The 14,569-nt window shown below is 47.6% G+C and carries 10 protein-coding genes, 14 tRNA genes and 4 rRNA genes; 26 read left to right on the top strand and 2 right to left on the bottom strand.

The window, feature by feature from the left end; translation table 11 throughout:
• The first annotated feature begins 39 nt into the window (after window positions 1-39).
• The 18 genes from NSQ55_RS27200 (at window position 40) to NSQ55_RS27115 (ending at window position 6,446) form a co-directional block, all read left to right on the top strand.
• A 16S ribosomal RNA gene (locus NSQ55_RS27200) occupies window positions 40-1,597 on the top strand.
• A 124-nt stretch (window positions 1,598-1,721) separates the two neighbouring features.
• Window positions 1,722-1,838 (top strand): 5S ribosomal RNA (gene rrf / locus NSQ55_RS27195).
• A gap of 46 nt (window positions 1,839-1,884) precedes the next feature.
• Window positions 1,885-1,961 (top strand) — tRNA-Ile (locus tag NSQ55_RS27190).
• Window positions 1,962-1,985: 24 nt separating this feature from the next.
• Window positions 1,986-2,061, top strand: a tRNA-Ala gene (locus tag NSQ55_RS27185).
• A 169-nt stretch (window positions 2,062-2,230) separates the two neighbouring features.
• Window positions 2,231-5,156: ribosomal RNA gene (locus tag NSQ55_RS27180) — 23S ribosomal RNA — on the top strand.
• A 73-nt stretch (window positions 5,157-5,229) separates the two neighbouring features.
• A 5S ribosomal RNA gene (gene rrf / locus NSQ55_RS27175) occupies window positions 5,230-5,346 on the top strand.
• Together the 16S, 23S and 5S rRNA genes with 14 tRNA genes alongside form the textbook arrangement of a ribosomal RNA operon.
• Before the next feature lie 6 nt (window positions 5,347-5,352).
• Window positions 5,353-5,428 (top strand) — tRNA-Asn (locus NSQ55_RS27170).
• A gap of 1 nt (window position 5,429) precedes the next feature.
• Window positions 5,430-5,505 (top strand) — tRNA-Thr (locus NSQ55_RS27165).
• Between the two features lie 11 nt (window positions 5,506-5,516).
• Window positions 5,517-5,591: transfer RNA gene (locus NSQ55_RS27160), tRNA-Glu, on the top strand.
• 40 nt (window positions 5,592-5,631) lie between these two features.
• Window positions 5,632-5,707, top strand: a tRNA-Val gene (locus NSQ55_RS27155).
• 43 nt (window positions 5,708-5,750) lie between these two features.
• A tRNA-Gln gene (locus tag NSQ55_RS27150) sits at window positions 5,751-5,825 on the top strand.
• A gap of 5 nt (window positions 5,826-5,830) precedes the next feature.
• Window positions 5,831-5,903, top strand: a tRNA-Lys gene (locus NSQ55_RS27145).
• Between the two features lie 16 nt (window positions 5,904-5,919).
• Window positions 5,920-6,003: transfer RNA gene (locus NSQ55_RS27140), tRNA-Leu, on the top strand.
• A 6-nt stretch (window positions 6,004-6,009) separates the two neighbouring features.
• Window positions 6,010-6,084: transfer RNA gene (locus NSQ55_RS27135), tRNA-Gly, on the top strand.
• Window positions 6,085-6,091: 7 nt separating this feature from the next.
• Window positions 6,092-6,168 (top strand) — tRNA-Arg (locus tag NSQ55_RS27130).
• A gap of 31 nt (window positions 6,169-6,199) precedes the next feature.
• Window positions 6,200-6,273: transfer RNA gene (locus NSQ55_RS27125), tRNA-Pro, on the top strand.
• An 11-nt stretch (window positions 6,274-6,284) separates the two neighbouring features.
• Window positions 6,285-6,358, top strand: a tRNA-Gly gene (locus tag NSQ55_RS27120).
• 14 nt (window positions 6,359-6,372) lie between these two features.
• Window positions 6,373-6,446: transfer RNA gene (locus tag NSQ55_RS27115), tRNA-Pro, on the top strand.
• Between the two features lie 101 nt (window positions 6,447-6,547).
• Here the strand turns inward: NSQ55_RS27115 and NSQ55_RS27110 are convergent.
• Window positions 6,548-6,961 carry an ImmA/IrrE family metallo-endopeptidase gene (locus NSQ55_RS27110; RefSeq protein ID WP_036681396.1) on the bottom strand — a complete coding sequence of 138 codons (414 nt, stop codon included), beginning with the start codon at window positions 6,959-6,961 and terminating at the stop codon, window positions 6,548-6,550.
• A 28-nt stretch (window positions 6,962-6,989) separates the two neighbouring features.
• The gene (locus NSQ55_RS27105; RefSeq protein WP_076129758.1) at window positions 6,990-7,421 is read right to left on the bottom strand and encodes a transcriptional regulator; all 432 of its coding nucleotides are present in this window, start codon (window positions 7,419-7,421) and stop codon (window positions 6,990-6,992) included.
• Between the two features lie 286 nt (window positions 7,422-7,707).
• Between NSQ55_RS27105 and NSQ55_RS27100 the strand changes: the two genes are divergently transcribed.
• From NSQ55_RS27100 to NSQ55_RS27065, 8 genes are all read left to right on the top strand, one after another.
• The gene (locus NSQ55_RS27100) at window positions 7,708-8,208 is read left to right on the top strand and encodes an ArpU family phage packaging/lysis transcriptional regulator (protein WP_094902361.1); all 501 of its coding nucleotides are present in this window, start codon (window positions 7,708-7,710) and stop codon (window positions 8,206-8,208) included.
• Window positions 8,209-8,739: 531 nt separating this feature from the next.
• On the top strand, window positions 8,740-9,153 hold the full coding sequence (locus tag NSQ55_RS27095; RefSeq protein WP_038573440.1) for a DUF6838 family protein: 414 nt from the start codon (window positions 8,740-8,742) through the stop codon (window positions 9,151-9,153).
• On the top strand, window positions 9,150-9,329 hold the full coding sequence (locus NSQ55_RS27090) for a hypothetical protein (RefSeq protein ID WP_339169945.1): 180 nt from the start codon (window positions 9,150-9,152) through the stop codon (window positions 9,327-9,329). Before NSQ55_RS27095 ends, NSQ55_RS27090 begins: the two co-directional genes overlap by 4 nt.
• On the top strand, window positions 9,329-10,651 hold the full coding sequence (locus NSQ55_RS27085) for a phage tail sheath family protein (RefSeq protein ID WP_339169943.1): 1,323 nt from the start codon (window positions 9,329-9,331) through the stop codon (window positions 10,649-10,651). Before NSQ55_RS27090 ends, NSQ55_RS27085 begins: the two co-directional genes overlap by 1 nt.
• A gap of 1 nt (window position 10,652) precedes the next feature.
• A complete protein-coding gene (locus NSQ55_RS27080; RefSeq protein WP_036681245.1) occupies window positions 10,653-11,123 on the top strand; it encodes a phage tail tube protein in 471 nt (156 codons plus the stop codon).
• 126 nt (window positions 11,124-11,249) lie between these two features.
• Window positions 11,250-11,672 (top strand): phage portal protein, encoded by a 423-nt coding sequence (locus NSQ55_RS27075; RefSeq protein ID WP_076129761.1) that lies wholly within the window; start codon window positions 11,250-11,252, stop codon window positions 11,670-11,672.
• A gap of 194 nt (window positions 11,673-11,866) precedes the next feature.
• Window positions 11,867-13,810: a hypothetical protein gene (locus NSQ55_RS27070; RefSeq protein ID WP_339169941.1), complete on the top strand. Its 1,944-nt coding sequence runs from the start codon at window positions 11,867-11,869 to the stop codon at window positions 13,808-13,810.
• A 1-nt stretch (window position 13,811) separates the two neighbouring features.
• Window positions 13,812-14,564: a LysM peptidoglycan-binding domain-containing protein gene (locus NSQ55_RS27065; protein ID WP_076186589.1), complete on the top strand. Its 753-nt coding sequence runs from the start codon at window positions 13,812-13,814 to the stop codon at window positions 14,562-14,564.
• Window positions 14,565-14,569 lie beyond the last annotated feature (5 nt).

The following is a 14,569-nucleotide window of genomic DNA, read 5'->3' as shown; positions in this document are numbered from 1 at the left end:
TCAGATGTTTCAAAATGAGCATATCGCTCTTTTCAATACTAATTGGAGAGTTTGATCCTGGCTCAGGACGAACGCTGGCGGCGTGCCTAATACATGCAAGTCGAGCGGAGTTATTTTGAAAGCTTGCTTTCAAAATAACTTAGCGGCGGACGGGTGAGTAACACGTAGGCAACCTGCCCTTCAGACTGGGATAACTACCGGAAACGGTAGCTAATACCGGATAATTTCTTTTTTCTCCTGAGAGAAGAATGAAAGACGGAGCAATCTGTCACTGAGGGATGGGCCTGCGGCGCATTAGCTAGTTGGTGGGGTAACGGCCCACCAAGGCGACGATGCGTAGCCGACCTGAGAGGGTGAACGGCCACACTGGGACTGAGACACGGCCCAGACTCCTACGGGAGGCAGCAGTAGGGAATCTTCCGCAATGGGCGAAAGCCTGACGGAGCAACGCCGCGTGAGTGATGAAGGTTTTCGGATCGTAAAGCTCTGTTGCCAGGGAAGAACGTCCGGTAGAGTAACTGCTACCGGAGTGACGGTACCTGAGAAGAAAGCCCCGGCTAACTACGTGCCAGCAGCCGCGGTAATACGTAGGGGGCAAGCGTTGTCCGGAATTATTGGGCGTAAAGCGCGCGCAGGCGGCTATTTAAGTCTGGTGTTTAAACCTTGGGCTCAACCTGAGGTCGCACTGGAAACTGGGTGGCTTGAGTACAGAAGAGGAAAGTGGAATTCCACGTGTAGCGGTGAAATGCGTAGATATGTGGAGGAACACCAGTGGCGAAGGCGACTTTCTGGGCTGTAACTGACGCTGAGGCGCGAAAGCGTGGGGAGCAAACAGGATTAGATACCCTGGTAGTCCACGCCGTAAACGATGAGTGCTAGGTGTTAGGGGTTTCGATACCCTTGGTGCCGAAGTTAACACAGTAAGCACTCCGCCTGGGGAGTACGGTCGCAAGACTGAAACTCAAAGGAATTGACGGGGACCCGCACAAGCAGTGGAGTATGTGGTTTAATTCGAAGCAACGCGAAGAACCTTACCAGGTCTTGACATCCCTCTGAATCTGCTAGAGATAGCAGCGGCCTTCGGGACAGAGGAGACAGGTGGTGCATGGTTGTCGTCAGCTCGTGTCGTGAGATGTTGGGTTAAGTCCCGCAACGAGCGCAACCCTTAACTTTAGTTGCCAGCAAGTAATGTTGGGCACTCTAGAGTGACTGCCGGTGACAAACCGGAGGAAGGTGGGGATGACGTCAAATCATCATGCCCCTTATGACCTGGGCTACACACGTACTACAATGGCCGGTACAACGGGAAGCGAAGCCGCGAGGTGGAGCCAATCCCATCAAAGCCGGTCTCAGTTCGGATTGCAGGCTGCAACTCGCCTGCATGAAGTCGGAATTGCTAGTAATCGCGGATCAGCATGCCGCGGTGAATACGTTCCCGGGTCTTGTACACACCGCCCGTCACACCACGAGAGTTTACAACACCCGAAGTCGGTGGGGTAACCCGCAAGGGAGCCAGCCGCCGAAGGTGGGGTAGATGATTGGGGTGAAGTCGTAACAAGGTAGCCGTATCGGAAGGTGCGGCTGGATCACCTCCTTTCTATGGAGAATCGTTCTCTGCAATGAGGACATTCAAATCGGAAGCTAAGCTTCCACGATAGAACCCTCGGGTTCGAACACTCACTCGTGTTCAGTTTTGAAAGAGCAAGTCTCTTTCGTATGCGTTTGGTGGCGATAGCGGAGGGGTTCCACACGTACCCATACCGAACACGACCGTTAAGCCCTCCAGCGCCGATGGTACTTGGACCGAAGGGTCCTGGGAGAGTAGGACGTTGCCAAGCGGACAACCAATTCATTGGTTGATTCACAATGTTATATATGTTATATGGGCTTTTAGCTCAGTTGGTTAGAGCGCACCTCTGATAAGGGTGAGGTCGGTGGTTCGAGTCCACCAAGGCCCACCATATAACATTATAGAGTAATTTTATGGGGCCATAGCTCAGCTGGGAGAGCGCCTGCCTTGCAAGCAGGAGGTCAGCGGTTCGATCCCGCTTGGCTCCACCATAAATTTTTAAATGAATAACTTTTTTAACTTGATCCTTGAAAACTGGATACCGAAACGAATTTGCGTTTTAGAACATCTTTTAGCAACTTGTGCAAACAAGTAAATGTTATTAGTGAGATGATTCCAAAGAGAATGTCATCGTATGATATTTTCCTGCGGAAAAATCAAGGTTAAGCTAATAAGAGCACACGGAGGATGCCTAGGCGCCAGGAGCCGACGAAGGACGTGGCGAACAACGAAACTGCCTCGGGGAGCTGTAAGCAAGCTTTGATCCGGGGGTGTCCGAATGGGGAAACCCAGCTGTGGTAATTCGCAGTTACTCATTTCTGAATACATAGGAAATGTAGAGGCAGACCAGGGGAACTGAAACATCTAAGTACCCTGAGGAAGAGAAAACAATAGTGATTCCGTCAGTAGCGGCGAGCGAACGCGGAACAGCCTAAACCTAAGAGCTTGCTCTTAGGGGTTGTGGGACGTCTCACATGGAGTTACAAAGGAATATGGTAGGTGAAGAGGTCTGGAAAGGCCCGCGATAGAGGTAAAAGCCCTGTAGCCTAAACTGTATTCTCTCCGAGACGGATCCCGAGTAGTGCGGGGCACGTGAAACCCCGTATGAATCCAGCAGGACCATCTGCTAAGGCTAAATACTACCTGGCGACCGATAGTGAAACAGTACCGTGAGGGAAAGGTGAAAAGCACCCCGGAAGGGGAGTGAAATAGAACCTGAAACCGTGTGCTTACAAAAAGTCAGAGCCCTATTAATGGGTGATGGCGTGCCTTTTGTAGAATGAACCGGCGAGTTACGTTTAACATGCAAGGTTAAGCCGAGAAGGTGGAGCCGCAGCGAAAGCGAGTCTGAATAGGGCGAATTAGTATGTGGACGTAGACCCGAAACCGTGTGATCTACCCCTGTCCAGGGTGAAGGTGCGGTAACACGCACTGGAGGCCCGAACCCACGTACGTTGAAAAGTGCGGGGATGAGGTGGGGGTAGCGGAGAAATTCCAATCGAACTCGGAGATAGCTGGTTCTCCCCGAAATAGCTTTAGGGCTAGCCTCGGTATAAGAGTAGTGGAGGTAGAGCACTGATTGGGTGCGGGGTCCGCAAGGATTACCAAGCTCAGTCAAACTCCGAATGCCATATACTTATTGCCGGGAGTCAGACAGTGAGTGCTAAGATCCATTGTCAAAAGGGAAACAGCCCAGACCATCAGCTAAGGTCCCCAAGTGTGTGTTAAGTGGGAAAGGATGTGGAGTTGCACAGACAACCAGGATGTTGGCTTAGAAGCAGCCACCATTGAAAGAGTGCGTAATAGCTCACTGGTCGAGTGACTCTGCGCCGAAAATGTAACGGGGCTAAACACACCACCGAAGCTATGGCTAGATACTATGTATCTGGGGTAGGGGAGCGTTGTGTAGGGGTTGAAGGTGTACTGAAAAGAGCGCTGGACACTACACAAGTGAGAATGCCGGTATGAGTAACGAAAAGATCAGTGAGAATCTGATCCGCCGAAAGCCCAAGGTTTCCTGAGGAAGGCTCGTCCGCTCAGGGTAAGTCGGGACCTAAGGCGAGGCCGAAAGGCGTAGTCGAAGGACAACAGTTTGAAATTACTGTACCACCGTAATCCGCTATGAGCGATGGGGTGACGCAGGAGGGTAGTGACGCGGACTGATGGATGTCCGTCTAAGCAGTGAGGCTGATGTGTAGGCAAATCCGCACATCGTTAAGGCTGGGCTGTGATGGGGAGCGAAAATTGTAGTAGCGAAGGTCATGATCTCACACTGCCAAGAAAAGCCTCTAGCCAGGAGAAGGTGCCCGTACCGCAAACCGACACAGGTAGGCGAGAAGAGAATTCTAAGGCGCGCGGAAGAACTCTCGTTAAGGAACTCGGCAAAATGACCCCGTAACTTCGGGAGAAGGGGTGCCCCGGTAGTGTGAATAGCACGAGGGGGCCGCAGTGAAAAGGCCCAAGCGACTGTTTAGCAAAAACACAGGTCTGTGCGAAGCCGCAAGGCGAAGTATACGGGCTGACGCCTGCCCGGTGCTGGAAGGTTAAGGGGAGTGGTTAGGGGTAACCCGAAGCTATGAACCGAAGCCCCAGTAAACGGCGGCCGTAACTATAACGGTCCTAAGGTAGCGAAATTCCTTGTCAGGTAAATTCTGACCCGCACGAATGGCGTAACGACTTGGGCGCTGTCTCAACGAGAGATCCGGTGAAATTTTAATACCTGTGAAGATGCAGGTTACCCGCGACAAGACGGAAAGACCCCATGGAGCTTTACTGCAGCTTGATATTGAATTTGGGTACGATCTGTACAGGATAGGTGGGAGCCGTAGAAATCGGAGCGCAAGCTTCGGTGGAGGCGCCGTTGGGATACCACCCTGATCGTATCTAGGTTCTAACCTAGTGCCCTAATCGGGTACGGGGACCGTGTCAGGCGGGCAGTTTGACTGGGGCGGTCGCCTCCTAAAGAGTAACGGAGGCGTTCCAAGGTTCCCTCAGAATGGTTGGAAATCATTCGCAGAGTGCAAAGGCATAAGGGAGCTTGACTGCGAGACCTACAAGTCGAGCAGGGACGAAAGTCGGACTTAGTGATCCGGTGGTACCGCATGGAAGGGCCATCGCTCAACGGATAAAAGCTACCCTGGGGATAACAGGCTTATCTCCCCCAAGAGTCCACATCGACGGGGAGGTTTGGCACCTCGATGTCGGCTCATCGCATCCTGGGGCTGAAGTAGGTCCCAAGGGTTGGGCTGTTCGCCCATTAAAGCGGTACGCGAGCTGGGTTCAGAACGTCGTGAGACAGTTCGGTCCCTATCTGTCGTGGGCGCAGGAAATTTGAGAGGAGCTGTCCTTAGTACGAGAGGACCGGGATGGACGTACCGCTGGTGCACCAGTTGTTCCGCCAGGAGCATGGCTGGGTAGCTACGTACGGACGGGATAAGCGCTGAAAGCATCTAAGCGTGAAGCCCCCCTCAAGATGAGATTTCCCAATTAGTAAGACCCCTTGAAGACGACGAGGTAGATAGGTTGGAGGTGGAAGTGCAGCAATGCATGGAGCTGACCAATACTAATCGGTCGAGGGCTTATCCTATACTTAGAATGCAGATTCGTTTCGGATTCAGTTTTCAGGCATCAAGCCTGAGCATTTACGCTGTAAATGCCCGTTTGGTGGCGATAGCGGAGGGGTTCCACACGTACCCATCCCGAACACGACCGTTAAGCCCTCCAGCGCCGATGGTACTTGGACCGAAGGGTCCTGGGAGAGTAGGACGTTGCCAAGCGGATATTCCCTGATAGCTCAGTTGGTAGAGCACTCGACTGTTAATCGAGTTGTCACAGGTTCGAGTCCTGTTCGGGGAGCCATGCTCTCATAGCTCAGCAGGTAGAGTGCTTCCATGGTAAGGAAGAGGTCACCGGTTCGAATCCGGTTGAGAGCTCCACAGATTTGCAAGGCCCGTTGGTCAAGGGGTTAAGACACCTCCCTTTCACGGAGGTAACATGGGTTCGAATCCCATACGGGTCACCAACTTTTACTTGTACTTACCCTTAGAGGGTCCCATAGATATGGAGGCTTAGCTCAGCTGGGAGAGCATCTGCCTTACAAGCAGAGGGTCGGGGGTTCGATCCCCTCAGCCTCCACCATAATCTTCCTAAGAGATTATGGGCAACATAGAGGTACCATCAATGGGGATTAGCCAAGCGGTAAGGCAACGGACTTTGACTCCGTCACTCATAGGTTCGAATCCTATATCCCCAGCCAAGTGCGAGCCATTAGCTCAGTTGGTAGAGCACCTGACTTTTAATCAGGGTGTCGAAGGTTCGAGTCCTTCATGGCTCACTTTTATTATTATCATGCGCGTGTGGCGGAATGGCAGACGCACCAGACTTAGGATCTGGCGTTTCACGACGTGGGGGTTCAAGTCCCTTCACGCGCACCACTTATTGCGGACGTGGCTCAGCGGTAGAGCATCGCCTTGCCAAGGCGAGGGTCGCGGGTTCGATTCCCGTCGTCCGCTCCATAATTTTGCGCCCTTAGCTCAGCTGGATAGAGCGTTTGACTACGAATCAAAAGGCCGGGAGTTCGAATCTCTCAGGGCGCGCCATTTTATTATTAAGCAATTATAGTATTTATAACGGGATGTAGCTCAGCTTGGTAGAGCACCTGGTTTGGGACCAGGGGGTCGCATGTTCAAATCGTGTCATCCCGATTTTCACCTTTGCGGGTGTAGTTCAATGGTAGAACTTCAGCCTTCCAAGCTGATAGCGTGGGTTCGATTCCCATCACCCGCTCCATAATTTTATAGTAACGGGATGTAGCTCAGCTTGGTAGAGCACCTGGTTTGGGACCAGGGGGTCGCATGTTCAAATCGTGTCATCCCGATACTCAGCTTAATCGCTGCTCAAAAGCTCTTACTTCGGTAAGGGCTTTTTTTGTTATGTATTTAATATACATATAAATACAGCCAAAGAACATATGTTCTATTATTCCTCCAAAAAAAATCGGACTTCCGGTGGAATTCCAATCCGTAGATAATAGTTTCTCCATGATTCCTCTTGTTCGGGGCTTCTGCCTGAAGATAATAATTTTACAGCAAAGACATTAGCTTGACGTTCAAGCTTCCCAGGAGAGAAATAGGAACTTTCCTCCAGAAAAAAGCGATTGATCCCCTTGTGAAGCCGATCATGTCCTAATTCATGCGCACAAACGAAGCGCTGCCATTCTACAGGCAACTCATTATGAATGACGATAAACCTTCTTCTTAGTTTTCGATAATATAATCCCTTTGTGCCAGTCCCCAGATTCATGAAACGAATTTGAATGCCTAGTGCTGCGGCAAGCTCGAACGGGCAGTTGGTTTTATATTTTTTAATCAGACTATTGATCAGTTCATCCATGTTCTTCACCTGCAGCATGTTAGTATAGTTATTTAGTGTCTTTGGATTTTTTTCTCTTATTCATCTGTTTGGCTTCCCAGAACAATCCGGTTAGTACATCTTTTATCCTCTGTTTATCTTCTTTGTCTAATGGAATTCCGTCAAACATCAGCTCTCCATCATCCTCTAGCATTTTTCGAAAGTCTCTTTTATCTTTGCTTGTGGCCCAATCTGGGACAGCCTCATCGCTTGAAAGAGTCTGGTCCTGCAAATACCCTGCTTGATCCATTAGCTCCTCGTAGGGGACGCCAGTGGCCTCAGCAATTTTGCGTAACGTGGTTGGTTTAGGAACCCCTCTTAATCCATTCTCAATCCGGGAAATTTGCGAACCGCTGATTCCGGCAGCTACTGCTAATTGATTAATGGTGAGTCCCTTTGTTTCCCGAAGATGCTTCATATAATCCCCGAATTCCTGTTTCATCTCAACTCACTCCTTATTGGCTGTAACCTTATGATAATAATATAAGCCATTTTTGCCAATAGGTAAACAACAAAGCGTATATTATTGCCAAAAGGCAAGATAATGGAGGGATATACGCTCTTTTTCGATAAAAACAGCCTAAAACGGGGTTTTACGAGATTGGTAAAGAAGTGGTATATTATAGAAAAAATACGAACAGAATACGAACAAGATTTATTTTATCACATTGGGCTGGAAAATTCCGCAAATTAAATCTCATTCAGTTAAACCCAAAAGGAGTGCATAAATGATGAACATATCAACTTTACCAGAGTTGGACCGTCGCCGAACCCAGGTCGCTATAGAGAGCATGTTGGAGAAATACCGTATTTTTAAGACCGTTACATTTGAAGCTAAGGAAGCAAGCACAACTTATTCATACACAGAAAGATTTCATGGTCCTACTAACACTGTAACTGATCAGACTGCTGCGATAGCTTCTTATAATGTGGACATCCCCGCCGCAAGGAGAGCTTATTGTTCCGCAATAGACTCTGTGGTAGAGAGACTCGATACGAGAGAACAGCAGCTGGTACGGGAAAGGTATATGAGAAGAGACGAGATGTACGATTATACGATTTACAATCATGTGTTTGATCCACCGGTAAGTAAGGACACTTACGTGAAGATACGCTCGAAGGCTTTTTACAAGATGGCATTAGCGTTAACGGATCTCGGCTTACTGTCTCTGCAAACTTTAGTAACAACAGCGCCTAGGGTAAAGAAAGAGAAAATGAGTATTACTTAATAGAAGTAGAATAGTTTGATTAGTAAAGAAGACTGTATCGTCCGAGCGGATGATGCGGTCTTTTTTTGAATTATAAGAAAGTATAAGTTTCAGGGTGTACTTTATCCTTATAATCCTCGCACAAATGCTTGCCGTCCATAAAAGGAGGGTCGAAGGCTCTTTAGCTTGTCTTCAATTGTGTACCTCCAAAAAACCGCTCTATACCATCCCAAAGCTAGCCAAAACCTCGTCCGTTTACCCTCTCCGCAAGGATAATATGGGGGTATGATTATAACATGGCAAATGAAGCAAAAGAACACCGCAAGAGCATGAATGCTCTGCTAATAGTTCCGCCCTAAGGGTGATGAGAACAACCTAGCGGTGAAAGATTCTTCTCGCATTTGCCTAATGAAGAAGGGATATTATCCAACCTCGGATAGTATCCTTTTTTCTTAAATCTAGTTGAGGGGGTGTCTGCTTAATGTTCATGCAGTTGAAGGTTAACACCATCAAGGATCGACGAACGGTCGCAGATCAGAAAGGAATGGAGTGATGTCGGTACAACAATTGCGAGAACACATTACAAGTACACTTGAACGGTATTTTCCTGATGTGCCTGTATATGTAGAAGGAGAAAAACCTCAAACCGCTTATTTTCATCCCGGATTGATCTCAGCAACACTGGATCGGCAGCGGGAGGGGAGGTATTTAGCGGTCTACCGTTTTGGCATCCGTTATGAGCAAGGCAATTTGCTGGAAGCTGAGAGAATGGCAGATAAGCTAAGTGAGGCGATGGCAGGAATGGAGCAGGATGGTGGAGCTTTTCGTGTAGTTAGGCAAGCTTGGGAAGCTGGAACTGAAGGACATGGGCCGCTGTTTACAGTTGACTATATGTTGTATTTGCAAAACGACAAGCCTGACAGCATTAAGATGGGACAAATGATTGGAGGAGAACGATTGAAATGAGTACTAAAGGGAGTAACGGGAATGGGTTCAGTAAGGAACAGGTTGTGAATTCCTCACTTTTTACGCCGAGGGAAAAGGATATATTGAACGTTATTTTGCAGGATGGCAAGAACTATACGCTCGAAGAAGCAAAGCAATCTATGGGATTGTTCAAAAATAAGGAGGTAATGAACTAATGGCAGGCGGAACATGGACAACGCAAAATAAGGTGCGCCCTGGGGTGTACGTAAATGTAGCATCAAATCAAGGTGCCATCGGCAAAATGGGAGAAAGCGGGATTACGGCATTGGCGCTTGCCCTATCTTGGGGAGAGCCGGGAGTAATCATGAAGATTACCCCGCAGGATGATGTGAATAAGCTGCTAGGAGTGGATTTGGAACATCCAACTCTACTGCCAGTGCGTGAAGCGCTGAAACGGGCGGGAACCTTGCTGCTCTATCGATTGAATGAAGGCGTTAAAGCGGCAGTCACGAATAACGGCCTTCAGGTAACAGCTAAATATGGCGGTGTACGCGGAAATGATCTTTTGATTGTGATTGAGAAAAATATAGAGAATGCTGCTCTTTTTGATGTAAAGACGTTGCTTAATGGAACCGAACTGAACAAGCAAACGGTCGGAACGGCTGAAGAGTTGGTCGCGAACGATTATGTTCAATTCCAGAAAAATGGTGCAGAAGGCTTGAAGCTAATTGCAGGCATGCCGCTTACAGGGGGGGCTAACGGAACCGTGACGAATGGAGCACATAGTGACTTCCTGTCTGCTCTTGAGGTGCAGGAATTCCAAACAGTGGGTCTAGTATCGCAGGATAGTGCTCTGAAGGCACTCTACAGTTCTTTTGTGAGACGGCTTCGGGATACAGAAGGGAAAAAGGTACAGGCTGTACTATCCGATTATGCGGCTGCAGGTCATGAAGGTGTGATTAGCGTGAATAATGGGGTAGTACTGAGCGAAGGAACTACGATTGATAACGTCAATGCCGTTGCTTGGGTAGCTGGTGCTACAGCAGCAGCTGCTGTTAATGAATCGCTGACTTATCAGGGTTATGATGATTCGGTGGATGCTGATGTAAGACTTAGCCATTCTGAGACTACAGCTGCGTTGCTAAAAGGAGAGCTTATCTTTACTTACAGTGGCGGACGGGCTGTGGTGGAACAGGATATCAATACATTTACCGCGTTTTCACCGGACAAAGGCAAAGCATTCTCCAAAAATCGTGTACTGCGCGTGCTGGATGGAATTGCAAATGATATGAAGCGTATTTTTGAGAACTACTATATCGGTAAGGTCGCGAATAATGAAGATGGCCGTGCTCTTTTCTGGTCACAGTGTGCGACTTATATGAATGATTTGCAGGATATGGGTGCGATTGAGGGCTTTAACGCGCAGACAGATGTTGTAGTTGTGGCTGGTGCAGATAGTGATAGTATCGTGCTGGATGTGGCTGTGAAACCGGTAGATTCGGTAGAAAAAGTATATATGAAAGTGAAGGTGGTTTAAGATGGCATTTTTAAAAGCTAGTGATACAATTTCCGGCCAGGAGGGCCGTGCTTATGCTGTGATTGGTACGCAAACCGAAGAGATGTTCTATGTGAAAACTCTTGAAGCTACAGTAGAAAAAACAAAGGCAGAGGTGAAAACACTGGGCCGCCGGGGTGTTCAGCATAAAGCGACTGGATGGTCGGGCAGCGGTTCGATGACGATTTTTTATATGACTAGTCGTTTCCGCCAGATGATGCTCGATTATATGAATACGGGTGTTGATCAGTACTTCGATATTGAGGTTACGAACGAAGATCCATCGTCCAGCGTGGGAGCACAACGTATTATTTTAAAAGGCGTGAACCTTGATAGTGTCATCATGGCCTCACTCGATACAGAGTCAGACGCTCTAGAAGAAGAAGTTAGCTTTACCTTTGAAGATGTGCAGATTGTGCAAGCTTTTGGTGCTCCGGCAGGTTCCGGGCTTTAATTAAGACAACTAGATAGATTGGAGCAAGCAAGACCCGAACGTAGAATGAGCGACGGGTCTCTTCTCTGTCTATTGGCAGCTAGTAGCAGGAGAAGTATCTAAATAAATAATTCTAGGAGGAAGACAATGAGCGAATTAAGTTTATTTTTTGCCCAAAATGTAGCATGTGACACGACCGAGGAGTTTGTAGTATCCCAGCGTTTTAAGGATAAGGAAGGAAATGCGGTAGCTTGGAAGCTGCGCAGTATGACTGAGGATGAGAATCAGGAATGCCGCAAGGCCGCAACCCGTAAAGTCAAAGGTAAAAACGGAGTGTATACCTCCGAAATTGAGCCTAACGATTATATGGCGAAGCTGATGACCTCAAGTGTAGTGCATCCGGATCTGAAAAATGCTGAATTGCAGCGTTCTTATGGCGTACTTGGCGCTGAGACACTGCTGCGTAAAATGCTGCTACCAGGTGAATTCGCGGCGTTGGGTGAGCGGGTGCAGGCCTTAAATGGTTTTGGCACGGACATGAACGAGCTGGTGGATGAAGTAAAAAACTAATCAACGAGGGCGATAGTGAAGCCAATTTTGCTTATTACGCCCTCCATGAGCTGCACATTTTACCCCATGAGCTGATGAAGCTGTCTTCCCGCGAACGCGCCGCAATATATGCGATGATTGCTGTTCGTGTGGAGAAGGAGAAGCGGGATCAGGCACGGAGTAAGGCGAGGAAGAGATAGTTAGGGGGTGAGAGAATGAAGATAGACGCATCTAAAGCCGTAATGCTACCGATGAAATCTCTGGGAATTTGGAAGAGTGTTAATAAACAATGTGTTCGTGTGAACAGCAATCTGGATATCGTTAATCGATTGGTCAAGGGAGTGCAGGTAGTTGTTAAGCGATCAAGCGATGAGATGAGCCGTTCTCTGAATCTAGTGAACCAATCTTTGCAGGATATCAATGATACGCTGCTTGAAGGCTTTAAGAGACTTTCTCCTAAGGTCATAGTTTCTAGAGATATAGTTATCGAGCAAAGCCAACAAGCAGGGCAATCACAACAGTTAGCGCTTCGAACATTAAATAGCTCCCCAAGTGTGCAAAAAGGTAAGGCTGAAGAAGAAGAGGCGAAAAAGGTAGAGTGGTGGAAAGGGCTAAAAGCGAAGGAGAAAAAGAAAGAAGAGGAGAAAAAGCCGGAGGTTAAGGCTGATCCAGTCCCCAAGCCCAAAATTAATCTGAAAAAGGAACCTCCGGTTCCACCATCCCCACCAACTCCTGAGTCGAGAATTATGAAGTTTCTCAAGACAGTTGATGTGGTAAAGCCATTTAATGCCGTGAAGTCTTTTGGGGAGAAAGCTGTAAAAGCTGCGGCACAACCAGGAGATATCGACGACTGGAATAAGCTGAATGACAATACAGATGTTGCACTTGGGAAAATTGGTGAGAAAGCGATGGGTGCCCTAAGGCCAGTGATGGATACCTTGAACAATGCGCTGACTTCAGGCCAATTTATGCCGATTATAGATGCTATGGCTAACGGCTTTCTGATCATTGCTAATGTGATTGGCATGGTAGTGGATGGCTTATTATGGTTGGTTGGAGTGTTGCAGGAGAACTGGTCTTGGATTAAACCGATTCTTGAAGCGATAGCCATTGTCTATCTCGTAGCTATGATCGTACAAGTGGCTCTACTTGTAGCAGCCGCTTATCAGCTTGCAGCAGCATGGTTGGTAGTAAACTGGCCTATTTTAGTGGTTATCGCTGTTATAGCTGTTCTTATTTATATTTTTCAAATGTTAGGTATTTCTGCGGGGGATGTCGTTGGAGCTATAGTGGGAGCATTTGGATGGTTAAGCGCAGTGATGGATAACATTTGGATTTTTATACAGAATGCAGCTATCTCTGCATGGGATTATATAGTGAATAAATTTCATGAAGCGGTCAATTTTATGAAGCAGCTGCTATATGATTTGGGTATGGGTGCCCTTAATGTTCTTTACAATATGACAGTTGGAGCAGAGGGCTTTGCCGGGGGATTCATGAAGGTAATGGCAAAAGCAATCAATTGGGTACTAGACAAATTCAATTCCATGATTGAGGCTTTAAGTCATATTCCATTCTTCGACGAATTGGGGATAAGTGAACTAAAAGTTGAGAGGAAGGAGCCGGAAATTCCTCATGCAGCAAGCGATATGATCGATAAATACCGGCAAAATTTTAAGGCGTTTGCTCCTACCGCTGATAATTTTCCAGAGCAAAAGACTGCTAAGATCGAGTACGTTAATCTTGAAGATAGTTTTAATAGCGCCAGTCAAAAAGGAAAGAATGCCACGAACAAGTTGATGGACAAAGGGCGCGATGCTACTGAAAAAGTGAAGGATATGTTGAATCCGATCAGCAGTACAAAAGCACTGGATTCAACAGGTCTACTAGCTACTCAGGGCAATAATCTGAACACCGTCAACCGTGTGAACGAGCTCGGCTCCATCAACGACACCGTAGACATCTCCAGTGATGATCTGAAAATGCTGCGCGAGCTGGCCGAGATTCAGGCGATCCAGAATTTTGTGGAGCTTACGCCGACGGTGCAGGTGACGACCGGGAATATTAACAATGCCGGAGACATTGATACGATTATCAACAAGATCGGGCAAAAGCTGAACGAGGAGTTTGTCTCTACGGCGCAGGGGGTGTATACGTAACGTGGAAGAGTACGGGATTTTTTTGGGCTTTAATAATCAGGAGGATGCAATCCGGCTGCCAGTCAATCCAGAGACCTTGGAAATCAAGGAGAGTGGAGATGGAAAAAGCTATACCATTATCGATCTGGGTGAGATCAATACGATTGCTTATCCGAAGCTTACGGAGATCACAATTGAAAGTATTTTCCCGGCACAAAGGTATCCGTTCGTATTGGTGCAAGAGGATGGATTGAAAAGGCCTTTTGAATATGTGGAGCTTATTAAGAAATGGATGAAGAGTCGTCGTCCTATTCGGTTTGTGTTCTCCGGTGTGAGGTATCCCGATGATACGAAAAAGGATGAAAAGAAGTTAAACAAACCGCAGAAATGGCTAGAGGAATCTTCAATTAGTGAGGATAGATCTTTAGAAATTGATTTTGCTGTGAATATGGCTATGAGCATTGAAGGTTTCACTTGGAAGCTTAGTGCGGGTACGTCAGGGGATATTGAATATTCGTTATCTCTCAAAAAATACGTATTCTATCAGGCGGTAGCTGTGAAGGTTGTCAAAGGTGAAGTGAAGGCGGAACAGAAGCGGGCCAATGAAAAAGCAAAGCCTACTACCTATACCTTAAAAGCTGGAGACAGTCTATGGAGCATCGCTCAAAAAAACCTAGGAGATGGCTCGAAGTACAAAGTCATTCAGAAGCTTAATGGCATTCCGGATAGTGAGCTGAAGAAGCTGCCCATCGGTAAAGTCATCAAGCTGCCGTAGGAGGA

The sequence above is a fragment of the Paenibacillus sp. FSL H7-0943 genome (assembly GCF_037963265.1).
GTDB lineage: Bacteria > Bacillota > Bacilli > Paenibacillales > Paenibacillaceae > Paenibacillus_AQ > Paenibacillus_AQ odorifer.
Note: the sequence above shows the minus strand (reverse complement) of the source record. Positions and strands in the feature narration are given on the sequence as shown.

What these genes read in the sequence shown, in the direction of transcription:
- NSQ55_RS27110 (WP_036681396.1), bottom strand. Translation starts at nt 6,961, where the DNA reads ATGGATGAACTGATCAATAGTCTGATTAAAAAATATAAAACCAACTGC.
- NSQ55_RS27105 (WP_076129758.1), bottom strand. Translation starts at nt 7,421, where the DNA reads ATGAAACAGGAATTCGGGGATTATATGAAGCATCTTCGGGAAACAAAG.
- NSQ55_RS27100 (WP_094902361.1), top strand. Translation starts at nt 7,708, where the DNA reads ATGATGAACATATCAACTTTACCAGAGTTGGACCGTCGCCGAACCCAG.
- NSQ55_RS27095 (WP_038573440.1), top strand. Translation starts at nt 8,740, where the DNA reads ATGTCGGTACAACAATTGCGAGAACACATTACAAGTACACTTGAACGG.
- NSQ55_RS27090 (WP_339169945.1), top strand. Translation starts at nt 9,150, where the DNA reads ATGAGTACTAAAGGGAGTAACGGGAATGGGTTCAGTAAGGAACAGGTT.
- NSQ55_RS27085 (WP_339169943.1), top strand. Translation starts at nt 9,329, where the DNA reads ATGGCAGGCGGAACATGGACAACGCAAAATAAGGTGCGCCCTGGGGTG.
- NSQ55_RS27080 (WP_036681245.1), top strand. Translation starts at nt 10,653, where the DNA reads ATGGCATTTTTAAAAGCTAGTGATACAATTTCCGGCCAGGAGGGCCGT.
- NSQ55_RS27075 (WP_076129761.1), top strand. Translation starts at nt 11,250, where the DNA reads ATGAGCGAATTAAGTTTATTTTTTGCCCAAAATGTAGCATGTGACACG.
- NSQ55_RS27070 (WP_339169941.1), top strand. Translation starts at nt 11,867, where the DNA reads ATGAAGATAGACGCATCTAAAGCCGTAATGCTACCGATGAAATCTCTG.